Source organism: Streptomyces sp. NPDC001617 (assembly GCF_053596855.1).
The window spans coordinates 84,508-105,836 of sequence record NZ_JBSFHA010000029.1 but is presented as its reverse complement, the minus strand read 5'-3'; the positions used below and the strand labels follow the sequence as shown (position 1 = coordinate 105,836).

The 21,329-nt window shown below is 65.0% G+C and carries 24 protein-coding genes and 1 pseudogene; 18 read left to right on the top strand and 7 right to left on the bottom strand.

Features of this window, described 5'->3' with window-relative positions:
• The first annotated feature begins 8 nt into the window (after positions 1–8).
• The 3 genes from ACWC09_RS22980 to ACWC09_RS22970 all read left to right on the top strand — a co-directional run bounded on the left by ACWC09_RS22980 (position 9) and on the right by ACWC09_RS22970 (position 952).
• Entirely contained in the window at positions 9–227 is a 219-nt protein-coding gene (locus tag ACWC09_RS22980; protein ID WP_450852439.1) for a DUF7737 domain-containing protein, read from the top strand.
• Positions 227–619 carry a hypothetical protein gene (locus ACWC09_RS22975; RefSeq protein ID WP_450852429.1) on the top strand — a complete coding sequence of 131 codons (393 nt, stop codon included), beginning with the start codon at positions 227–229 and terminating at the stop codon, positions 617–619. Before ACWC09_RS22980 ends, ACWC09_RS22975 begins: the two co-directional genes overlap by 1 nt.
• A gap of 144 nt (positions 620–763) precedes the next feature.
• A complete protein-coding gene (locus ACWC09_RS22970; RefSeq protein ID WP_450852428.1) occupies positions 764–952 on the top strand; it encodes a TIGR02679 domain-containing protein in 189 nt (62 codons plus the stop codon).
• On the opposite strand, the gene ACWC09_RS22965 is transcribed toward ACWC09_RS22970, so the two are convergent.
• Positions 879–1,391: an ATP-binding protein gene (locus ACWC09_RS22965; protein ID WP_450852427.1), complete on the bottom strand. Its 513-nt coding sequence runs from the start codon at positions 1,389–1,391 to the stop codon at positions 879–881. The two genes, ACWC09_RS22970 and ACWC09_RS22965, sit on opposite strands and share 74 nt — an antisense overlap.
• A gap of 151 nt (positions 1,392–1,542) precedes the next feature.
• Between ACWC09_RS22965 and ACWC09_RS22960 the strand changes: the two genes are divergently transcribed.
• The 4 genes from ACWC09_RS22960 to ACWC09_RS22945 all read left to right on the top strand — a co-directional run bounded on the left by ACWC09_RS22960 (position 1,543) and on the right by ACWC09_RS22945 (position 5,188).
• Entirely contained in the window at positions 1,543–2,394 is an 852-nt protein-coding gene (locus tag ACWC09_RS22960; protein WP_450852438.1) for a helix-turn-helix domain-containing protein, read from the top strand.
• A complete protein-coding gene (locus ACWC09_RS22955; protein WP_450852426.1) occupies positions 2,391–2,606 on the top strand; it encodes a DUF397 domain-containing protein in 216 nt (71 codons plus the stop codon). Before ACWC09_RS22960 ends, ACWC09_RS22955 begins: the two co-directional genes overlap by 4 nt.
• Before the next feature lie 361 nt (positions 2,607–2,967).
• A complete protein-coding gene (locus tag ACWC09_RS22950; protein ID WP_450852425.1) occupies positions 2,968–3,621 on the top strand; it encodes a hypothetical protein in 654 nt (217 codons plus the stop codon).
• Positions 3,622–4,261: 640 nt separating this feature from the next.
• Positions 4,262–5,188: a phosphotransferase family protein gene (locus tag ACWC09_RS22945; RefSeq protein ID WP_450852437.1), complete on the top strand. Its 927-nt coding sequence runs from the start codon at positions 4,262–4,264 to the stop codon at positions 5,186–5,188.
• Positions 5,189–5,197: 9 nt separating this feature from the next.
• Here the strand turns inward: ACWC09_RS22945 and ACWC09_RS22940 are convergent, their stop codons facing one another.
• Positions 5,198–6,505 carry a hypothetical protein gene (locus tag ACWC09_RS22940; protein ID WP_450852436.1) on the bottom strand — a complete coding sequence of 436 codons (1,308 nt, stop codon included), beginning with the start codon at positions 6,503–6,505 and terminating at the stop codon, positions 5,198–5,200.
• A gap of 345 nt (positions 6,506–6,850) precedes the next feature.
• On the opposite strand from ACWC09_RS22940, the gene ACWC09_RS22935 reads away from it, so the two are divergent.
• The 3 genes from ACWC09_RS22935 to ACWC09_RS22925 are packed head-to-tail and all read left to right on the top strand — an operon-like array spanning position 6,851 to position 8,043.
• On the top strand, positions 6,851–7,411 hold the full coding sequence (locus ACWC09_RS22935) for a bifunctional DNA primase/polymerase (protein ID WP_450852424.1): 561 nt from the start codon (positions 6,851–6,853) through the stop codon (positions 7,409–7,411).
• Positions 7,401–7,718 (top strand): hypothetical protein, encoded by a 318-nt coding sequence (locus tag ACWC09_RS22930; protein ID WP_450852423.1) that lies wholly within the window; start codon positions 7,401–7,403, stop codon positions 7,716–7,718. The genes ACWC09_RS22935 and ACWC09_RS22930 overlap by 11 nt, the downstream gene beginning before the upstream one ends.
• Positions 7,719–7,722: 4 nt before the next feature.
• A complete protein-coding gene (locus tag ACWC09_RS22925) occupies positions 7,723–8,043 on the top strand; it encodes a hypothetical protein (RefSeq protein WP_450852422.1) in 321 nt (106 codons plus the stop codon).
• Between the two features lie 295 nt (positions 8,044–8,338).
• Here ACWC09_RS22925 and ACWC09_RS22920 read toward each other — a convergent pair whose 3' ends face one another.
• The gene (locus ACWC09_RS22920; protein ID WP_450852421.1) at positions 8,339–8,926 is read right to left on the bottom strand and encodes a hypothetical protein; all 588 of its coding nucleotides are present in this window, start codon (positions 8,924–8,926) and stop codon (positions 8,339–8,341) included.
• A 670-nt stretch (positions 8,927–9,596) separates the two neighbouring features.
• Here ACWC09_RS22920 and ACWC09_RS22915 point away from each other — a divergent pair.
• The gene (locus ACWC09_RS22915) at positions 9,597–11,273 is read left to right on the top strand and encodes a hypothetical protein (protein WP_450852420.1); all 1,677 of its coding nucleotides are present in this window, start codon (positions 9,597–9,599) and stop codon (positions 11,271–11,273) included.
• Positions 11,274–11,781: 508 nt separating this feature from the next.
• Here ACWC09_RS22915 and ACWC09_RS22910 read toward each other — a convergent pair.
• Complete coding sequence (locus ACWC09_RS22910) at positions 11,782–13,080, bottom strand: hypothetical protein (RefSeq protein ID WP_450852419.1); 1,299 nt, start codon at positions 13,078–13,080, stop codon at positions 11,782–11,784.
• A 447-nt stretch (positions 13,081–13,527) separates the two neighbouring features.
• Positions 13,528–14,268: a GntR family transcriptional regulator gene (locus ACWC09_RS22905; RefSeq protein ID WP_450852418.1), complete on the bottom strand. Its 741-nt coding sequence runs from the start codon at positions 14,266–14,268 to the stop codon at positions 13,528–13,530.
• 202 nt (positions 14,269–14,470) lie between these two features.
• Between ACWC09_RS22905 and ACWC09_RS22900 the strand changes: the two genes are divergently transcribed.
• The 7 genes and pseudogenes from ACWC09_RS22900 (at position 14,471) to ACWC09_RS22870 (ending at position 19,982) form a co-directional block, all read left to right on the top strand.
• Positions 14,471–14,818, top strand: coding sequence for an SCO3933 family regulatory protein (locus tag ACWC09_RS22900; protein ID WP_450852417.1), 348 nt, complete (start codon positions 14,471–14,473; stop codon positions 14,816–14,818).
• A complete protein-coding gene (locus tag ACWC09_RS22895) occupies positions 14,818–16,137 on the top strand; it encodes an FtsK/SpoIIIE domain-containing protein (RefSeq protein ID WP_450852416.1) in 1,320 nt (439 codons plus the stop codon). Before ACWC09_RS22900 ends, ACWC09_RS22895 begins: the two co-directional genes overlap by 1 nt.
• Positions 16,138–16,149: 12 nt before the next feature.
• Positions 16,150–16,344, top strand: coding sequence for a hypothetical protein (locus tag ACWC09_RS22890; protein ID WP_062234062.1), 195 nt, complete (start codon positions 16,150–16,152; stop codon positions 16,342–16,344).
• A 32-nt stretch (positions 16,345–16,376) separates the two neighbouring features.
• Positions 16,377–16,667 carry a hypothetical protein gene (locus tag ACWC09_RS22885; RefSeq protein WP_450852415.1) on the top strand — a complete coding sequence of 97 codons (291 nt, stop codon included), beginning with the start codon at positions 16,377–16,379 and terminating at the stop codon, positions 16,665–16,667.
• A 361-nt stretch (positions 16,668–17,028) separates the two neighbouring features.
• Positions 17,029–18,398, top strand: a pseudogene (locus tag ACWC09_RS22880) (replication initiator).
• Positions 18,388–18,600, top strand: coding sequence for a helix-turn-helix transcriptional regulator (locus ACWC09_RS22875; protein WP_280849307.1), 213 nt, complete (start codon positions 18,388–18,390; stop codon positions 18,598–18,600). The pseudogene ACWC09_RS22880 and the gene ACWC09_RS22875 overlap by 11 nt, the downstream one beginning before the upstream one ends.
• Positions 18,597–19,982 carry a tyrosine-type recombinase/integrase gene (locus ACWC09_RS22870; RefSeq protein WP_450852414.1) on the top strand — a complete coding sequence of 462 codons (1,386 nt, stop codon included), beginning with the start codon at positions 18,597–18,599 and terminating at the stop codon, positions 19,980–19,982. The genes ACWC09_RS22875 and ACWC09_RS22870 overlap by 4 nt, the downstream gene beginning before the upstream one ends.
• Before the next feature lie 133 nt (positions 19,983–20,115).
• On the opposite strand, the gene ACWC09_RS22865 is transcribed toward ACWC09_RS22870, so the two are convergent.
• Together ACWC09_RS22865 and ACWC09_RS22860 are read right to left on the bottom strand one after the other, a co-directional pair.
• Positions 20,116–20,322: a hypothetical protein gene (locus ACWC09_RS22865; RefSeq protein ID WP_450852413.1), complete on the bottom strand. Its 207-nt coding sequence runs from the start codon at positions 20,320–20,322 to the stop codon at positions 20,116–20,118.
• The gene (locus ACWC09_RS22860) at positions 20,319–21,122 is read right to left on the bottom strand and encodes a hypothetical protein (RefSeq protein WP_266521563.1); all 804 of its coding nucleotides are present in this window, start codon (positions 21,120–21,122) and stop codon (positions 20,319–20,321) included. The genes ACWC09_RS22865 and ACWC09_RS22860 overlap by 4 nt, the downstream gene beginning before the upstream one ends.
• Between the last annotated feature and the right edge of the window lie 207 nt (positions 21,123–21,329).

Here is a 21,329-nt window from a genome sequence, read left to right as displayed (position 1 = left end):
GGCTCTCGGTGGCGTCACCGGGTCACCGATGCCAAACGCCTGCTACTTCGCGTCGATCTCAGCGATCAGGGCCTCGATGCGCTTCTGGATCTCGCTCGAACGGCAAGGTGTTCCTGCCGTTCGAGGACGACCGCCTCTCACTGATCCTCAGCAAGGCATTCCTGCTGGCCGCCGACACCGAGATAACCGACGAGTCCATCCTCATGCAGATCAAGCGAGGTGTCTGATGGCCACAGTGACATTCCGGGACGAGACCGCGACGGGCAAGCCGCTCACCGACTGGGAGGTCTCCGGGCTGCCCGAACGGATGACCGTACAGGAGCTCATCAGGCTCCGGGTCCGTGAGGAGGTCGCCCGGCACAACGCCCGACCGACCAACCGCTTCAACGGCCTCGTCCGCCCCGACGACGCCGAGACGGAGCTGAACGGCTACCGACTCCGCGAGCCCCGCCGCATCGACTGGGAGCGCCAGGCCGAGATCGCCGAGCGCGCCTTCCTGGCCAACGGCTTCTTCATCCTGGCCGGCGATCGCCAGGTCGTGGACCTCGAGGAAGTCGTGGACCTCACCGCCGACCCTGACCTGGTCTTCATCAAGCTCGTCGCGCTGGTCGGCGGCTGAGGGGTCGGTACTTTTCGGCTAGGTCGGCGTGCGACCGCGAGCCCGTTCCGCCCGACAGGTGGGAACCATTGTGGCAGTGCGGTTCGCGGGGTTTGGGGTGGCGAGGTCCTTCGCTGGCGCACGGTTCGATCCCGCCCTCTCACCTTGCGGCGGTGCGAACTGGCCACCTACCCAACGTATTCGGCCCACGGCCTGGACGATGGCACCCCGCCGGCCCGCCTGATCCTGCGTGGTGTCGCGACGGCCCAGGACGCCGGCCTCATTCCTCCAGAATCAGCATGCCGGCCTGAACAGTCCTGGTTGCAGACCGAGGGGTCGATTCGGAAGAGGTGATCACGGGGCAGGGAAGAGCGATCTCCGCCCACACGGCCTTGCCGGACGGCGGCCACGGCTCGCTGCCCCAGCTGGTGGCCAGCGCATCGATGAGGAGCAGCCCGCGGCCCGTGTCGCCGTCGGGGCCGGCGGTACGACGAGCGAGCGGCCAACGGTCCCCTCGAGGGTCGACCACCTCGATACGAAGCGTGTCCGAGTCCTCGACAGCGAGCGTGAGTCGGAACCCGCGGCCCTGCAGGCGCCCGTGCGTGACGGCGTTCGCTGCCAACTCGGCGACGACCAGAGCCGCGGACTCGCTCACCGCGCAGGTGGGCGGCCAGCCCCACTCGTCGAGCTGCTGCACAGCCAGCAGCCGGGCGAGGCGGGCACCGTGAGGTGTGGCGCTGAGGAGCTGGGTGTAGTGGTGAGTGAACTGCCGGGTGGAGATTTCTGGCTTCATGTCACTGAGCGTGTCCGCCACGCTCTACCCTGACCAGGGAGTCCTTCGGTACGGAGGGTACGTGTACCGGTACGGACGGTGTCCTGTACGGGGTGTCGGCCGTGACGGGTGAGGGTGTGCGTGACAGCAGCCTGGTGGGATCGGGGTGGCGATGACGGAGTCGCGGGAGACGTACGACGAGGGCGAGTATGCCGGCGATCTGAACCGCGCGATCGGCAAGCAGGTCAAGTTGCTTCGGGAGCGGGCCGGGCTCACGCAGAAAGAGCTGGGGGACCAGCTTGGATACAGCGAGGACCTGATCTCGTCGCTGGAGCGGGGGAGACGGACGCCGCAGCGGGAGTTCCTGGAGACGGCCGACGAACTGCTCGGCGCCGGTGGCCTGTTGAAGGCGACGATCGAGGATGTGGAGAAGGCAAAGGCGAAGGCGCGGGTTCGGCATCCGGCCTGGTTCCGGGACTATGCGCGGTTGGAGCGTGAAGCGGTCGAGATCAACTTCTACAACAACCACGACGTCCCTGGTCTTTTGCAGACCGAGTGGCGAACCCGGGCACTGTACGAGATGCGTAAGCCGCTGCTGGACGAGGAGACCATCGAGCAGCGCGTAGCCGCCCGGGTGGACAGGCAGAAGATTCTGACCGGCTGGCCTCTGCCTTTGGTGACGGCCGTTATCGAGGAGACCGTGCTGCGGCGCCCGCTCGGCGGACCGGAGGTGCACCGGGAGCAGCTGGAAAAACTGCTCAAGCTCGGACAGCTGCGCAATGTAGAACTTCAGATCATGCCGACGAACCTCCGCGAACACGCGGGGATGGGCGGCCCGTTCGTGCTCCTCACGCCGAGGGGCAAAGTGCAGCTGGGATACACCGAGGCACAGAACTCCAGCCGACTGATCACGGACCCCGAAGAAGTACGTATCCTGGCCGCACGGTACGGCAGCATCAGGGCTCAAGCGCTCACCATGCGGGAGTCCATGGCCATGATCGAGGACTTGCTGGGGGAACGATGACCGCTGAGGAACCCGCGCGACTCTCTTGGTTCAAGAGCAGCTACAGCGGCAACGAGGGCGGCGAATGCCTGGAGGCCGCCACGACTCATGCCGCAGTCCACATCCGGGACTCGAAGGACCCAGCCCGCGCCCAACTCGCCTTTCGTCCCTCGGAGTGGGCCGCATTCATAGGGTACGCAGGGCGACCCGGGGTCGGCGACGCACGAGACTAGGCCTTGCTCTCCCCGCCCCTCAGCGATGACAGGACCAGGCGCCCGTCCCAGCGGGCGATCTTGGCGAGCGGCAGATCGGTGCCGGTCAGTAGCCGGCCTGCCTCGGTAATCTCAGGGGTTCCCTCTGCGGGTCTACAGCGAAAGCGACGGCAGTCTGGGTGACTTCGACCTCGGCAGCGACGCCGATGAAGGCCGTGTCGAGGGATATACCTGCTGTTCTTCGAACGGGTGCTCCTCCTGAACCGCCCGCCTCCGCTCGACATCAGGCGCCAGTCCGAGACAGGGGCGGACGCCCGGTGAAGGCGCGTTCGTCCCTGTCTCTGCCCGAAAGGCACATTCTTTGTCCTCGACGCTCTACCGTGTGTGCGAATCCTTTCCCGACGCCGCGAGTGCGCTGGCGCGGGCGCGGGTGATCATGCGTGATCTGGCCGACTGGTCCACGGTCCCCTGGCCTCAACTGGAACCGATCAGCACAGCCGAGCAGTACACATACGCCCTTCGTTCCTTCGACACTGCCCGCATGGTCGCGGACCGGGATCCCGTCGTCGTCTTCCCCTTCCTGGACGAACTCGTGCGCCGTGATGCCATCGCGTTCGACGCGAAGCAGCCGAAGTTCTGTCTCACCGCGAACCTACATCTCAGCCCCAACCTGGCCGACCTCTGGCCGCTGCCCGAGGGCGTGATGCTCTCCCTGGACACGACCCTGCCCTTCGGTACCCCCGACAGCGAGGCCGACGACGACGCCACCGAGGAGGAACTGGACCAGATGGTCTCCGTGCTCGGGCCGCTGAGCCTGGACGTCAGCTGGGACTGTGGCTGGCGCGGCCTGTCCGATTCCAAGAACTGCGGCATGCAACTCTGTCTGAACGCGGTCTGGGATGAGCAGACCTCTGAACTGTCCCTCGGTGAGTTCGGCGTCTGGATCCGACTCGGCGCCCGCGTCGCCTGGACACCCGAGGGCGAAGCCTGGCGTCGGGAATCGGGACTCGCGCTGGGCGAACCCCAGCAGGGGTGACCCGGACGCCCCGAGGCCCTTACGCCCCGGTGGAGGCGAGAGATGCGCGACACTCGCGCGGGGTGACGCCGTGGGCAGGGCGGAATACCCGGGCGAAGCAACGGGGGTCGGGCAGGCCGACCCGGCGATCGACTCATCGACCGGCAGATCGGTGCCGGTCAGTAGCCGGCCCGCTTCGGTGAGCTCAGGGGTTCCAGCTGCGGGTCTACGGCGAAAGCGGCACCAAGCTGGACGACTTCGACCTCGGCAACAACGCTGACGAAGGCCATGTTGAGGGACATACATTCGGCGTTCCCATGTCCTGGGTGCCTCCAGGGGCACCCACCTGCGCAGAAACCCAGACCTGCCCCGGCCTGCGTAAGAACGGGAAAGCTGAGGGACCAGCCAGGAAAACCTAACTGTCCCTCAGCTACCGAGCTGCCCCAAGAAGCACACTGACCTGCAGTTATACCGCGCAGGCGAGCGCCCCCGGCAGGATTCGAACCTGCGCACACGGCTCCGGAGGCCAGCAGAGGCCGTTGCGCTTTTGGGGCGCTGACCTGCAAGGGAGGGGCGGGACAGACTTCGCTGAGCAAGATCATTACGCCCCTATTACGTGGGCGGTCTGTTGGGCGGTCGGTCCGGCCCGTATGGTCGAAGCATGATCTCGGGCAGCAGCGGGGGACCGGACGGCGGCGCGGAGTTCACGGCGGAGGGACTGGAGCCTGTCCTCCGGGAGGCATGTACGACGGTCGAACTCGACTCCCGCGGCGCGGAGTTGCTGCGGCTCGGCTCGAACGCGGTCTATCGCCTGACTTCGTTACCGGTCATTGTCCGCATCGCGCGTGATCCGGCGGTGCTCGGGGAGATGGAACGGGCCGTGAACGTGGCCCGGTGGCTTGAGACGCAGGATTTCCCGGCCATGCGCGTGCCAGCGTCGGTCACCCAACCGCTTGTCGTCGGCGGCTTCGTGGTGACCTTCTGGGAGAGCGTCCAGGAGCGCGAGGAGTACGCGACGGTCGGGGAACTTGCCGATCTTCTCCGCCGCTTGCACTGGCTTGAAGAACCTGAGTCTCTGCGCCTGCCGTACTTCGACCCGCTGGCCAAGGTGGCAGCGTCCCTTGAAGGGCTGGACGGTATCTCGGCGGAGGACCGAACGTTCCTGGAGGAGCGAGCGGCGAGACTCGGCAAGGACTACGACCGTCTGGACTTCGTCCTTCCCTTCGGCATGATCCACGGTGATGCCAGCATCGGGAACATCCTCCGCCATCGGGACGGGCACGCAGTGCTCATCGACCTGGACGGCTTCGCTCTCGCTCCACGCGAGTGGGACCTGGTCCAGACAGCAGTGTTCTACGAGCGGTACGGCTGGCACAGCAAAGCGGAGTACGCAGAGTTCGTGCACCGGTACGGCTTCGACCTGATGAATTGGCCCGGGTACGAGACTCTTGCAGACCTGCGTGAACTGATGATGGTGGCCTGGCTCGGTCATCAGGTCACGAGCAGCGACCGGGCAGCCGCCGAGTTCGCTCGGCGAGTAGGGTCCCTTCGCACTGGTGAGGGCCGAGACGAATGGGGCCCGTTCTGACCGGGCGTCTCAGGGACTGACGTGGTCGCCAGACGCGAGCCACAACCTGTGGTCTCTGACCTGATCGGTGAAGGTCTGTACGTCCTTGCTGCTACCCACACCTGCAAGGCTCTGCCGGAACTCGGCAAGGTAGCTGATGCAGCGAGCCGACTTGAGCTGCTCGCCCAGGTCGAGCGCATCGAGTGCGACACGGCAGGCTTCCTCGACGTCGCCGGCGCGTAGGTGGGCGCCTGCCAGCACCATGGTCGCGAAGAAGTCGCTCCGTACATGGCTGCCGCTCATGGCGTTCTCGGCGTGGGCGACGGCCTTTCGCGCGCTGTTGACGTCGCGGAAGCAGTGGGCGGCCTCAGCAGCAAGTTCAGCTTCGTCGAAGTAACTGATCCACTCGGGCTCGTCGTCGCTGTTCCTGCTCTCCAGTGCTTTCGTGGCCGCGGTCAGGGCGGCTTCGCAGGCCCGTACGTCGCCGGTGCGGGCAAGAGCGCGGGCCTCCATGGCGTGGAACTGGGCGCGCAGTGTTGGCGTGGCCACGGGCGAGATGCCCATGAGCGCCGCGCGGGCGAGCGTGGCGGCCTGCGTGTAGCGACCGAGGAACGTCGCCTGATGGCTCATGGCGGACAGGATGCTTCCGGCGAGCCGGCGGTCGTTGGCGTCCTGGGCCAAGCGGAGGGCCTGGAGGAAGTACCGCTGCGCCAAGCCGTGACGGCAGGCGTCGTACGACATCCAACCGGCCAGGAGGGTCGCCTCTGCCACAGTGGAGAAGAGGGCTCGCCCAACCTGCTCGGAATACTGCCCGCGCAGGAGCGGGGTAACTTCGGTGCTGAGGTACTGAACGGCTGCGTGCCGAGCGTGGTCGCCGCCGAACCGGTCGTCCAACTCGGCGAACATGTCCGCAGTGGTCTTGATGGCGGCCACGTCTCCGAAACCGACACGCATTCCGTCCCGACGCTGCCGAGGAACGGCCGGCTCGGGTGCGACCAGCCAGCGGAGCGAGGCTTCGTTCCACGCGGGCTCGGACGGCTCGGCCTGCAACAGGGGCTCGTACCGGTTGAGATCAGCGCGCCACAGTTGGCCCACCGTATCGATCGCGCCTTCGGGACTCGCCGGATAACTGGCGTCCAAGAGTCCCGTGTCCCGCTCGCCCTCGTGGTTCAGCCCCAACTCGGCGGCGCTGAGGTCGTACGCCTCGCACAGCAACGGGCCGTAGAAGTCGTCCGGCGTGCTGTGGCCATTCTCCCAACTGGCGATACGGCGCTTCACGCTGGCGTCCGACGGAAGTTGGTGGCCACGACGGAGCGCAACCTGACGCAACTCGCGCACCAACCGCGGCTGACTCCAGCCGCGACCCACGCGGGCTTGCCGTAAGCGAACGCTGATTGGCTGCAGCGAAGACGTGACCGTTCCCTCCTCACCTGAGTACGGGTGCGACTTCTGGGGCGCACGGCTCTTTGGCCTCACGACCGAATGTACGCGCTGTTTACTGCTACGCGCTGCAAGTAACCGGAGATCGTGGGCTGTTGGTTCGTGACGGGGGATGACGCGTCCACGCGTGACACGTCATCCCCCGTCACCTCTCGTCATCTGCCCCAGCCACCGTGGCGACCCCGAGCCTGGACACAGGGCGGCATTGCGGCCGCAACTCAGTCTCGACCGAGGTGAGATGACGTGCAGAGGATGACCAGGAGGGGCACGGAGTGGTTGTCCGCAGCAGCGGACAACCCCGCCGAGTGTCGGCAGATTTGGGCGGACGATCCCCGGAGGCCCTGCCTGCTTCCGACCGGCCGCTACTTCGACGTGCTGAGCGTGGAACAGCGCCTCGGGATGGAGATGTTCGACCGCCTACGGCGGAGTGGGATGCCCTTCGGACCGACGGTCGCCGACCGCAAGGCACAGCGAGTCGGGTTCTTTCTCGGCTCGGAGAGCCGCGAGACCTTCACGTACTACCTGGAACGCGAAACGTCATCACCACCGTCATACCGGTACCTCGGCGACGGCGGCGCTGTCGTCGTACCGGGCGCCATCCCGCTGCTCGATGACCGCTATCAGTGGCTCCGCGCGCCTACGCGTCGGCCGGAAGCCAATCCGCTGCGCCCGGTCGCTCTCGCCACTGCACTGGTCGCCTCCGCGGAACTCTTGGCAAGGATCGACCGCTTCGAAGAGCAGTACCCGACGCCTTACTCGGCGGTCGCTGCGCTCCCCGAGGAGACGATCACGGATGCCGGATAAGCCGACCGACGGACGCGACGCTGCCGCGTGGTCGCCTCTCGACAGCGACGGTTGGTATGCGGCCCGAAACGCGACCACCGCACTGCGAGACGCCCTCGTTCGCGCCGGCCTGGAGAAGGACGTCCCCTACCTGCGCGCGGACTTGAACGCTTTCGGACACGGCCTCGTCGAACTGGGCCGAGTGTCCCCCGCAACGGCCGAGCGCCTCTCAGAACTTCTGCGCCTGGCTCTGGCAAGCGGCTTCGGCCGAGACCGTAGCGATGGTCAGGGAACGACTGTTGCCGAACAACACAAAGGAAGGGCCTGAGGTCATGACTGACCGGCGCAGAGTGGTAGCCAATCGAGCGGAGAACCTGGCGCCTGGCGTGGCCTACGTCCGTGGTTGGAACCGCGCACGTCGGACCGCCGGCGCCCTGGCTGATCAATTGGTGATGCTCGGGCTGGACTCCGACTTTCCCGGCCTGGCGGCCGACGTGAACGTCTTCGGTGACGGGCTGGTGCAACTCGGGACTGTTCGTCCTGAAGCCGCTGAGCTGCTGGCGAGGCTGCTTATGGCAGGACTGGCGGCAGAGTCACGTGAGTTGACGACGGACGTGTCCCTGCCCCCTCATCGGGAAGCGCCTGCGGCTTGAACTGCTCCTCGGCGGTCAGTTGTCCTGCCGCTCGGCCGGGACCGGCGCCCCTGCGCCGCAGCCCGGACGAACGGCAGGACAACAGGAGAGAGCAGACAAGCTGCGATCATTTTGCGGGTGGTTCGGGCGCTGACCTGGGCAAACGGCCGAAGTGCGGCCTCGTCGGGCCCGATTCCTTTCACCGCGATTCCCTGCTGTTCCCCGCTCGATCTGGTGCGGCTATGGTGCGCTGCTAGGCAGCTCGATGGGTTAATCTGGTTGGACTGGCGGAAGTTGCCGAATATGGGCAGGTCTTCTACTCCTTCAACCTGGGGGCGGCAGACGTTTCTGAGCCTTCTTCGGCTTGTCCTTCATCTCCGTCCTGGTCCTCCATGTACGCGTAACCAGGCGGCGGAAGTGTGAGATCGGCTTCTGGTATTGAGAGGTTCTGCCGCATCAACAGGAGCATCTCAAGCTCAGCCTGATCGTACTTCTGCTGCCGGTCATGGAAGCTACGGTCGTCGGGAGCGTCGTACTCTCCGAACTGGCCCCAGGACCAGGCGGCGCTGTAGGCAGCAGAAGCGGCAGCTGCTACAGCGCGGTCGGCGTAGAACTCCAACTGCGCGAGCTTGGCGAAGGCATCAGACTGCCAACCTTCTGGCAACTCGGGCTCGTCCGTGATGCCGTAGCAATGGTTGTAGGCGGTCCTGGCCAGCGCTTTCACAGCTTCGTAAAATTCTACGTACGATTCTCGGCGGTGTTCGAAGGTGCGAGCCTGATCCTCGCGAGACCAGCGTTCGTGCTCACGCTGTCGCTCACGAGCCCAGGCGACGGTTTCACGGCGATCCGACCAGCGCTGCGTAATCAGAGCACTTATGGTCCCGGCGACCAGCGTGGCTGTCACGCCTATGCCAGCCACTACCAGCGGTACCCAGAGGGGAGTTGAAGTCACTCTTCGATAGTCTCAGCCGCGGCGCTGGCCGAGCGCTCCTCAGCCCAACACGATCTTCCGGCGCACTATTCAAGCATCGCGGCGAGGTCGTCCCGTTCCGCGAGCTGACGATCATCTCTGCATCGCTGCCTTAGACGGTGGATCTCCTGAAGGGCGGCTGCGGCTTCCGGCTCGTTCATCCATCACCGTACCAGGCGCTGGCAGTGAGCCGGCCGAGCGCTCCGAGGAGCTGGAGTGAGCCGGAGTGCATCGGCCAACGTGTCGCCGTGCCCGTAGGAGCTCAGCAGGAGCGTTGCGCGGGACTTCCGCCAATTGCGGATAGGCCGCGTTGAGTGCAATTCCAGATCAACCCGCACGCTCCGCTCCATGATGCACACGCTGAGCTGTTGCCCAGCCAGAGTTGACCGACGGCAGCTGTGACCCGCTTCATCGACCACAATGCGAGCAGCTTTTCGAGATTCAAAGATTGAAAGAAGCACTTAATGGTGAACGATTCGACTAATCGTTGCCAGTACGGTCCAGTTGACACGCGCGTCGCCGTGTGGCGTAGTGGGAACTAAGGTTCAAGTCGAACCGAGCAGCTGGAGCAGTACACCGGAGCACAAATTTCAGGTGAGCCGCAATGCAAAAGAACTGCTTTGTCATAATGCCCATCCGGAAAGCAGGGACCCCGGAGCATAAGCATTTTCGCTCATTGCGTGATTTGGTAATCGAGCCTGTTATAAAAAACCTAGGGCTCACGGTGACTCGCGCAGATGATATAGCAAAAGGTGGGGCGATAGTCGCTGGAATCATTCACCATCTCGCTACGGCGGATCTCGTGATTGCAGATCTGACCGACTTGAACCCCAACGTATTTTATGAGATCGGAGTTAGGCACGCCCTTCGGGGCAAAGGAACGGTGATGATTGTCGACACAAGTAGGACTGAAACACCGTTCGACCTGAAGCCATACCGCATGATCGAATTTACCCCCGACCTGGAGGGCATCGAAAAGCTCCGCATGCTGTTGGATCGATTCTCTCGCGATATACTGGAAGAAGCTGGGGAAGTGCAGAAGGATAACCCAGTACATGACTTCCTTCCATCCCTTCCGACCGACATCTTTTCGCACGTGGAGGGTTCCATTGAAGGTGAATTGAGGGAAGAGATATCCAGCCTTCGCGCGTCGCTGAGCAGATATGGATTTGATTCGGTGAGTGAAACGCGAACCGCGGACGCTGCTAGCGTTGTTTCAGAAGTCCTATCTAAATCCCAACGTGGCGAACTCCCTGCCGATCTCTTTAGTCAAGCACGGTCGGCGGCGCAGGACGAGAACCGAACAGAATTCTTGAATCTCATCATGCAGCTGGTGAATGATTCCCCCTTCGTTATTGCGGCACTAGACTGGGCGGCACTTTCCGGTGATGCCCAAAGACTAAATTTGCCCGAAATATCGCTGGTGCTGCGCGAGCGCGCTCTGCAGTTGCGCCCCAACGATCAAGGGCTCAAGCGTATGCACCTTTCTGCCCTCGCTCATTCCGAAGACCCGCGTCACCGCGAGCGAGCCCGCGAAGAACTCGCAGCGCTCCTTAATATGTCGTGGGATGACGGGGAACTAAGACTTCCTGCAGAACTTGAAAAGAGGCACCTTGGCACGTTCGGCTTGATGCTCGATGCGTACCACCGCGACGGACTGGATGGCCCAGCACTCAAAATTACTACGGCGCTAGTAGAGAAATATCCAGAGTGCACCGTTTCTCTCAGAAATCACGCTCGGGCATTGTCGCGTGCAGAACGCAAGGATGAAGCTGAGGATTGGTATCGCCGAGCTGTGCTGGCCGGTGACGTCGATGACGTCTCTGCGGAATGGTTGGGCAATGAGCTAGGAACCAATGCGGAGCGCCTTATAGATGCCATCGAAAGTTATCTGCGAGCATGTGAGCTAGACCCGCAGGATTCAGACCATTTCGCTCAGGTGGCGGACGAAATAGCCGAAGCTGCGGCGTACAAAGAACTCGGTGTCCATTCGAATCAACGACTGCTTCCGGATGAGATTTCTACGTCGTCTGTGGTTGACTTCCTGGCTGCCGCTTTTTCATGCACATCGCTGACGCCAGAAACTATCAAGTTGGCGAGATCTGCAATTCTAGAAGCAGAGCTCCGTCAGGGAATTCTTGATGATTTGGTTGCCGTGCGTCAGGGATCTACTAAGAAAATCGAGGGACGCGACATCTCCCTCCTTGCGAGGAGAGAGCGCTTGCAGCTAGTTCGGGAACATTATGCTCTCGTTCACAGTGACCTAACGAAACCAGAGTGACGGCGCAGCCGGCCGCACGCCAGTTGTGGAACACCTTTGCTGGTATCTGATCGTCCGACGAACACGGTTACCGGCTGTCAACTATGATCGGCAGGTCGGCTGAGCGAAAGCTGTTCGCATCCGTAAGAAGGACCGGTGCCGCCGGATAGCAAGAAGGTCCGAGACTCCGTGAGATGGCCACCCATGGAACAGCTTCGCCCTGGAGCGTGTGACGAGAATCGAACTGGCGCTCAGCTTGGGAAGCTGAGATGACCTAGGGCTCGCTGCCGCGCTGACCTGGGGTGGAGCGGCGCCAGCGGCTGGCGGGCGGGCGGCTGGTTTCCCAGTAATTCCCCGTGGCTATCCGCACGATCTGGCACGGGTCTGACCCGTAACCCGTAGGCGCCCTCGATCAAGGGAGTCCACGGGTTACGGGCTCGAGTAGTTCTCTGCTACCCACCCTTGGGAACCTGGCCGTGGCGTGTGCCGAAAACGCCTGAGAGATTCCCGGAAAGCCAGTGGGCCGCGATCAAATTACTTTTCCATGCTCGATGATTACTTGCTCTGCACAAAAGCGAATAAGTGGAATCTCTCTGGTCAATTCGGCATCATTCACGAATGGAAAATATTTCGGACGCGTGCCATCCTTGGCGTGAACGAGCGAATTTCGCGTCTGGTAAATGCGTTTCGCTAGCGCGGTGATGATCTCGGACTCCCGTTCGGCCTCAAGGTTGACTGGAAGGTTATCGGTAAACGAAGGGGAAGTGGTTCGGTAATGCTCAATTAGAGAGTCGTCGTTCGCTTTGATGTCGCCTATTAGCCGAGGGAGGTCGACATAGCGCTCAAGCACCAGTGCGAGTGCCTTTTGCTCGTCTACGCCTCCCTCGTCTCTAACTTTACGCTGCGTGTTTGTGACGAGCTTGATGACACCTTGGATATCTTTGGATCGCTTAAGGGAAAAAGACGGGTCTGCGATCTTCTTCCGTACTTGTTCAACGAAGTCATCATTGAACACCTTCTCAAAGAAATGCTCTGCGATGTGATAGTACGACAGGTACTTGAGCATCGGACTCTCGGCAGATACTGCCAATTGATAGTGGTGGACGAGGTCGGATGTGTATGTCATTCGAGGAGCATCCATGCCTGCATCCACAGCCCTTCCGCGTCGCCGTACTCGACCTCCGCCCGTAAGGTGATCGAGGTTGTACGCAGTGCGATATGAGATGTCATAGCTGTAAGCCAGCTGAAAAAGGAATGCTTCAGCCAGTTCAGCGTAGTCATTCCTCGGCCTTGCTGATTCCACTTTCAGGGTGAGGAGGGGAAAGGCGCCCCCGATAACCTCTGCGGTCGTTACAGGGTGTCGCTCCTGCCTGATGGGGTCCGGTGCGGAGAATGTGTAACGTCGATCACGGAGGCGACGTCGGATCGATTGGAGCATCACGGGCATGCGGGGCGCATCCTTCAACGCTCCGAGGAAGTTCAGTACGTAGGGGAGTGAAGGCTCTCCGATCGAATACTTAATTCCACTCTCGTCTGATGACGAGAGCTCTCCAAACTCCCTAATAATTGCCGCTCTGGGGCCGGTTGAATTGCTGATTAGCATGAGTTCGCATCTATTATTCCAGGCGAGAGTGCATCCACTTCTATCCGATGTCTCGTTAACGCTCGCAATAGCCGCCTTGATTTCGGTAATGTCTAGGCGGTCGAGTGTGGTCTCCGGGTCGACATAGATCGGCTGATCTAGGATTACTTGGCTGTCCGTCCATGCGTCGACTCCCACGATGAGCTTCAATGATTCGATTGCCTCTTCGAAAATCATCTCTGTCACGGGTCGACTCCTCAGGGTTCGGATGATCACCTACTTATATCTGACTGAGTGGCTGGATGCTGCTGGTTCCTGCCAACTGCACAAGCACAAGAGGCCGGTGGAAGGGCTTTGGGCTGGAGCTGCTTTGGCGCGAGTGATCATGGCCCCGTAAGCTTCCGGCGCGTCGGGCGGTCTGTGGACCTGCCCGCTAAAGCACGACGTTGGGGCCATGATCTTCGAGGCTCGCGCCAAAGTGGCTGCCTAAAGCCGTTTCATCGACCGCCCCAGCCACGACGTACCCCTTCTCACCTCAAGCGGCTGACTGCTGCAGCGCGCGGCACGGGCGCCGGCCGGGCTGGAGCGGGGCGGAGACATGAGCGCAGGCCCGGCCGGGGGTCGGGACGCGCGCGGGGAGCGAAGCGAGCCGCCTTGATCACGTGAAGAAAGTTTGAGCCAACTCGGGTTCGGCTACAGCTTGAACGACAGCTCCAACTCGTCGCCCGGCAGGTGGAACTCCTCTAGAGCCAAGGGCTTGTACGCCGCTGCGAGCGTGACGCGGATGACGTGCAGGAGTGGCACCCCATCCGTGAGCCGGAGGGCCTGGGCCTGGTCCGGGAGAGGCATCCGGGTGCGGACGTACTCCGTGAAGTGGAGTTCGTGGCCCAGGTCGGCGAGTGCGCTGTAGAGCTCCGGCGCCGGCGGCGGTGCCTCCTCCTCGTACTTGGTATCGATCAGCACCGAGAACGGCACGTACGTCCGGTGGAGTTGGCGGAGGCGGCCATGGTCTGCCGTTTGTAGGGCGTCGTACGTGAACATTGGCTCGCCCGGCGGGATCCGGAGTAGATCCGCCAGGGCCAACGGGGCGTCGGTGCGGGTGGCTACGGGTGGCTCGGCGTCGGTCCAGCGGATGCCGTCGGCCTCGACGTAACGGCCGTCGGGAACTCTGCGTACGCCGCGCGGGCGCGTGTGGCTGGGGCGGCTGTGAGGGGAGCGGGCGAAGGTGCCGCGGCCCATGATGGCCTCGACGAGACCTGATGCTCGTAGCTCGGCGAGGCCCTGACGGACTGTGGGACGCGTCACGCTGAACTGTTTCGCCAACGCCTCTTCCGACGGGAGCGGCTGGCCGGCCGGGAAGGTGCCGTCCAGGATGCCATCGCGCAGGTAGTCGGCGATCTGCCGATACTTCGGCTGCGTGTTCTTCGGCGGCATGCGGGCCCTCCGTGGCCGTGGCTTCTGCGGCTGTGCGTCGGCGTAGACGGCTTGTCTACTAGCGTGCACAGCTTCTCTCATCGCTAGGTCGGTTGACAACCCGTACTACGGGTTGCACTCTTGTCTGGGTCACCCGTACTACGGGTGGTCTAGCAACCCGGAGGATCGGCCTTCGGGTGCCAGAGAAGAGGAGATCCGAAAAGTGGCAAGCCTTCCGATCGACACCGCGAAGTACACGGGGATCATCTGCGCCGTGCCCCCGGCTCCGCGGGTCGCGAACCGAGAGACCGGTCAGGTTCGCGTCGACCGCGAGACCGGCAAGACCATGTACCAAGTCGGGCTCTGCCTGATGGCCGGGTCGTCGGCGGACGTCGTGAACGTGAGCGTGGCCGGTGAACCGAGCGGTGTGCAGCTCGGTATGTCGGTGGCCGTGCGGGACCTGGTCGCGACGCCCTGGGAGAACGAGGGGCGGCACGGGATCGCGTTCCGCGCGGCGGAGATCCGGCCCCTCAGCGCTCCCGCCCCGGCGGGTAAGGGGGCCGCGCAGTGATGAACCTGGCCTCCGCCACTTCGGCCGGTGCGTCCGGGCCGAGTTGGGTTCTGGTGGTGGCCGCGGTGCTGGTGTCGGGCCTGCTCCTGGCGGGCCCGGCCCTGCGCCGCCGCTATCCCGTTGCCGGGTGGCTGTTACTCGGCTTCCCGGTCGCTGCCTTCCGTGTCATGCAGACTTGGCGGCCCTTGATGGCCGGGTGTGGGCTCGCCGTGAGTCGGCGACCGGCGCTGACGGTCGTGTCCGGGCTCGTCGGCAATGGGGCGCCACCGCCTCAGCCGCGGGTGCCGCGTCGCGGTCTCATACGCCCGACCGCTGGCGGCTTCGTGTTGCTGGTACGGCTGTTACCGGGCCAGGTGCCGGAGGACTTCGTCAAGGCTGCGCCTGCTATGGCGGAGGACTGGCAGGTTCACGCGGTGCGGGTGACCTCCTGGAAGCCGGGGGTCGTACGGATCGTAGCTTCGGCGGCCGACCCGTTGGCTGCTCCTCGGGTGCCGAAGCAGCGGGGCCCTGGCCACCTGCTCCGGGTGACTGTGGGCGCACTGGAGACCGGGGCCGCGTGGGTGCTCGACCTGCGGCGCGTGCCGCACTGGCTGATCGTGGGTGCCACCCGCTCCGGCAAATCCACGCTGATCAACGCACTCGTCGCGGGGCTTGCTCCGCAACCCGTCGCCCTCGTCGGCATCGACTGCAAGGGCGGCATGGAACTGTCCCTCTACGAACCGCGGTTGTCCGCCCTCGCGACCAACCGTGAGCAGGCGGTCCGGCTGCTGGCCGCGCTCGTAGACCTGACCCTCGACCGCATGACCGTCTGCCGGGCGGCTCGTGTCCGCAACATCTGGGGTCTGCCGGACAAGGAACGTCCGGTCCCTGTCGTCGTGATCGTTGATGAGCTCGCGGAACTGTTCCTCGTCGCGAGCCGGAACGAGAAGGACGAAGCTCAGGCGGCCGGTACGGCACTGATCCGACTGGCCCAACTCGGCGCGGCACTCGGGGTGTTCCTCGTCGTCGCCGGCCAACGTGTCGGCTCCGACCTGGGGCCCGGTGTCACCGCCCTTCGGGCACAGCTCGGCGGCCGGGTCTGCCATCGCGTGGCCGACCCCGGTACAGCCGAAATGGCGCTCGGAGATCTGAACCCCGACGCCCTGAAGGCTGCGCAGGCCATCACGCCGGAACAGGCCGGTACGGCCGTCCTCGCCTCCGGCGACGGCTGGGAGCGGGCCCGGTCACACCTGATCACGGAGGCAGAAGCGGAAGCCGTCGCCGCCGAGTACGCGCACCTGACTCCCGTCCTGTCCGAACTGGACGTCGAAGCACCGTGAAAGGGGCCTGCCGTGCTGGTGTCCATGTCCGCCGTCCTGCTGCTGGGCCTACTGATCTGGTTCCTGCTGCGCATCCGGTACCTGCGGTGGGTCGACGCGCTGCTCTGCGGAGCGTTCGGCTTCCTGCTCTCCAAGACCGTGGCCGCGCCGTTCGCTCAGGCCTTCCTCGACGGTGTGAACGGCTTCCTGGGCCAACTCCGCTTCTGAAACGACCCGTTGACCCGAGAGGGGGACATCCCGTGTCCGCGTACGTCATCCGCTCCGGTGATCGCGCCGCGTTCCTGGCCGGTCTGCGGGAGCTGGTCGACTTCCTGGCAGCCAACCCCGCGGTCGTCGTACCGCGCCAGGCATCCATCGCCGTCCTGGTCGATGCGTCCGACTCCGCCGGTCGGCGAGAGGGAGTGGCGTCGGTCGCCGTTCCGCTCGGCGTGCCGACGGAAGACCTCGGCCAGGGCTACTTCAACGCTCGCCGCGAATTCGGACCGATCGCGTACGTCGCCGTCGCGATCCCGCCCGAGGAGCAGCAGTGATCGCCCGTATGACGGGCTCCCGACGGGGCGCGAAGTCGCCAAACCCGACCCCGTCAGGAACCCACTCCATCCGCCACATGAGCAGTGATAGGAGTACTCACACTTTGTCCAGCGCGCCTCATTCGCGCAAATCCCCGTTGCCCGACTGCGAGCTCAGGCAGCGAGACTCGGAGGTCTCGACCTGCGCCGGACGGGAACAGGTCGTCCTCGTCGAGCTCGACGACACCGAGCGGTGGGTGTGCCCCGCGCACGCTGCCGCTCTCTGGCTCACCGACCCGACGCTTCGCTTCAGTGCCAAGACCCGACCCGAGGGCATCTCGGCCGTGATGGGGCACGCGTTCGGCGGCGGGGGTGGTCGCCGATGACCACGGTCCTGCCGAACAACGCTGCGGCCCTGATCGCCAGGGCCTCAGAGGCGGACTTCGCGGCCTGGCGCCGGAACATCGTCCGCCTCGGCGGCTGCACCAACCCGATTCATCTGGTCGGTGCAGCGACTGTCTACGACACGACGACGGGTGCGGCCCTGCTCTCCTACGGGTCGGACGTCAATGGCGGTCGCCTGCTCATCGCGTGCGGCAACCGGCGGGCGACGGTTTGCCCGGCCTGCTCGGGGTTGTACCGGGCGGACACGTATCAACTCGTCCGGGCCGGACTCGTCGGCGGCAAGAATGTCACGGAGGCGGTGAGCGGGTACCCGCGCGTGTTCGCCACGCTCACCGCTCCCAGTTTCGGTCCGGTTCACACCCGCCGGGAACACGACGGGCTCGTACGGGCCTGCCGTCCTCGTCGGCCGGGGGAGCGCTGCCCCCACGGGCGGCCGGCTGGATGCCGTGAACGTCATCCGTCGGACGATGCCCGTCTCGGTGAGCCGCTGTGCCCGCGCTGCTACGACTACGCGGGAGCTGTCCTCTGGCACGCGTTCGCCGGTCGGCTCTGGCACCGGTTCGGGCTCGAGTTGCGGCGGGACGTTGCGCGGCGTGCCGGGCTGTCGCGTACCGAGTTTGGGGAAGTCGCCCGGCTCTCGTACACGAAGTCGCCGAGTACCAAAGGCGCGGCCTGGTCCACTTCCATGGCGTGATCCGCGTCGACGGACCGGACGGACCCGACTCGCCCCCGCCGGATTGGGTGACTGTCCCACTCCTGACGGACGCCGTAAGGGCGGTGGTCGGCCGGGTGCGGCTGACCGCTCCGGGTGCGGCCGTCGTCGGCCCGCGGGAGCTCCGCTTCGGTACGCACGTCGACGTACGACCGGTCACCTCGTACGGCAGGGACGTGGGGGAGCGGCCTGCCTCGGCGGCGGCCGTGGCGGGTTACATCGCCAAGTACGCCACGAAGGGAGCGGAGTCTGCCGGCGCGGTGGACGGCCGGATCTACCGCGCGCGAGACATGGTCATGTTGCCCGTGCGAGCACACGTGCTGCGCATGATCGGCACGTGCTGGTGGCTCGGCGGCCTGCCGGAGTTCGAGCCGCTCGGGCTGCGTCGCTGGGCTCACATGCTGGGGTACGGCGGGCACTTCTCCACCAAGTCACGCCGCTACTCGACGACGCTGACTGCGCTCCGGCAGGCACGTGCCGATCACCGTGCGGAGCAACAACGGGTTTCCCTCGGCCTGGCCGACGGCCCGACCATCACGGTCGGCCAGTGGCGTTACGCGGGACGTGGCTACTCGCCGGCGGCCGCGCTCCTGGCCGCTTCCGTGCGGGAAGGCGGTGGTCTCCATGGCGCGTGACAGCCGCGCGAAGACCGCTGAGCTGCTCACCGTGCGGCAGGTGCTCGACGAACTTGGCGGCATCTCCCGACGAACCTTCTACCGCTGGCGGGAACTGCGACTGGCTCCGCCCTGCATACGGCTACCCAACGGGGAGCTCCGGGTTCGGCGTGACGTGCTCAACGACTGGTTGGAGGAGCGGGCGGAGGGGGCTGCGTCGTGAAGTCGTACAAGGTCTCCGTCTGGAAGATCTCGGTCAACAAGACGACCAAGAAACCGACGTACCTCGTGCGCTGGGTCGTCGACGGACAGCCGTTCAGCGAGTCGTACAAGACCAAGACGCTGGCCGACCGCTTCCGCGCGAAGCTGGTGCGGGCGCTCGACAAGGGCGAGCCGTTCGACACGGTCACCGGTCTGCCCGACTCGCTGCGCGGGGGCAAAGCTGCCCTGTCGTTCCTCGACTTGGCGGTGAAGTACCTGGACGCGCGTTGGCCGGAGGCATCGGCCAAGCAACGGGACAGCATGACCGATGCACTGGCGACGGTCGTTCCCGTCGTGGTCAAACCGGCACGGGGGCGGCCTGCGCCGGAGGTGCTTCGGAAGGCGTTGCGCTCGTACGTCCTGCCGGTTCCGCGAAGGGAGCGGGAACGGCCCGAGGAGATCGCCGCGGCCGTGCGGTGGATCGAGAAAGCGTCGCTTCCGGTGGGAGAGCTCCAAGAGATCGCCCGGGTACATGAGCTGATCGATGCGCTCGGCCGGAAGCTCGACGGTAAACCGGCTGCGACTCAGACGTACCGGCGACGGCGGGCCGTGGTGTTCAACGCCCTTGAGTACGCAGTGGAGTTGGAGCACCTTCCGTCAAATCCACTGACGCGGGTTCGGCGCAAGCGCGGCAAGCGGGCGGTGCAGGAGGTCGACCGCCGGGTGGTGGTCAATCCTCGGCAGGCTCGGGAGCTCCTGACCGCACTCACGTACGTGGGCGGCTACGAACGGGCGAGCGGCCAGCGACTGCGGGCGTTCTTCGGGTGCCTGTACTACGCGTCGATGCGACCGGGGGAGGCGCTGGGGCTCCGCCGCTCCGACTGCACGCTTCCGGCCTCCGGTTGGGGCCGCATCGAGCTGGCGGAGACCCGTCCCACGGCGGGCAAAGCCTGGACGGACTCCGGTGAGGCTCACGATCGGCGCGGCCTGAAACAGCGAGCCCAGGGTGAGGTGCGCATCGTGCCGATACCCCCTCCGCTCGTGCGCCTGCTCCGTGAGCACCTGGAGGAGTTCGGTACGGCGAAGGACGGCCGGCTGTTCTCCAGCGAGCGGGGCAACGTGATCGCGGCCTCGTCGTACTCCCGGGCGTGGAAACAGGCTCGGGAACTGGCGCTCGTCCCTGATCAGGTGGCCTCGGTCCTGGCCTTCCGGCCGTACGACCTCCGTCACGCGGGCGTGTCCCAGTGGCTTAACTCCGGCGTTCCGGCCCCGGAGGTCGCGGCTCGCGCCGGCCACTCGGTGGACGTCCTTCTGAAGATCTACGCCAAGTGCATAGACGGCCAGGAGCAGGAGATGAACGACCGGATCATGAAGGGCCTTGAGGAGGGGGACCTCACGGACTGACACAACCACCTGGCCGACGCACGGGTGCCGCGGGCCACCACTCGGATGCCGTTGGCGAATTCACGAATTCGCCAACGGCATCCTGCGGTCCGGGTGGGTTCATGCTGCCCTCCCAGGCCGTAGGCGGTACGGGTCACAGCCCGAACTTGTCCTCGATCTTGAAGACGAGGCACGTGACAGCGATGAAGGATCCAGCGCCCCAGGCCAGAGCCCGTCCCAGGTCGGGAGACGTGTGCCGGGCGAGGATGTAGGCCACCAGGGCGGCCACGGCTCCGCAGAGCAGTGCCACGAGGATGGACAACACCTTCATGGCCGGGGGGTTGGTGGGGTTCGACGTCACGACGCGCTCCCGGGCTTCTTGCCGCGGGCGGGCCGCATCCACTTCTTGAGGTTGTACTCGTAGACCAGGGCGTGGCCGCTGGGAGACAGCGGCGCCTTCACGTACGCCTCGCGCCGGTCGGCGAGTCCGAGGTCGATCAGCTTCCGCAGCCCGCGCTCCGTCGTGTCGGGAGACCACCCGTACCACTCGGGGGAACGCTCAGCGGGGAACCGGGACCATGCCTTGCCCGCCGCGACTGCGAGCAGCATCGCGAGCCCCGGGACGTCGATCCGCTCGTCAACCTGCCGCTTCCAGAAGGCGATCGGCAGGTTGACCCACCGGTCCTCCTCCTTGGCGCTGGCGGGCCGGGTGTACGGGGCTCCCTGGCCATCCTCCCGCAGGAGGGTGGCCGAGATGCGGGTACTGCCCCGAGGCCTGTCGCAGACCAGGAGGCCGCGGTCCTCGAGCCGCTGGAGCGTGCGCCAGGCCGCCGTGCGGGCCGACTGCGCGGTCACGTTGATGTGGGTGTCGAACAAGCGCGCCCACACCATGCTGTCGTGCGTGGTGGTCCAGCCGTCCTCGTTGGCCTTGCTGCAGGCGCCCACCACCATCAGGTACGCACGGATCCCGCGAAGATCGCCGTTGTTGACGAACTCCTTGAGGGGGCCATGGCGACTGTCGGTGCCGCGCGGCGCTTGTATGAACGTCTTGCGCAGGGGCACGGCCTTGCGCCCGGCGCGGTGGAACATTTCCATCCGCGTGTCGTGCCCGGTGACCTCAGGCGGCTGTACGTCCGAGGTCTTCGGCGTCATCTGCTTCATGCCGCCAAGTTTGACCAGACCGACGGGAGCGAATCCAGTCTGATCATGGGCACCTGGTCTGGAGGCTGGAGCGGGTGCTATGTGAGAGCCAAGTGAGAGATCCAGATGGGAGTACAGGTGACAGTCCAACTGAGAGGACCGTGAGCGCCGCAGACGGACGGGCGGTTACATCTGCACGGCGCGCTCGGGGTGGGGGCCTGAAGCAGC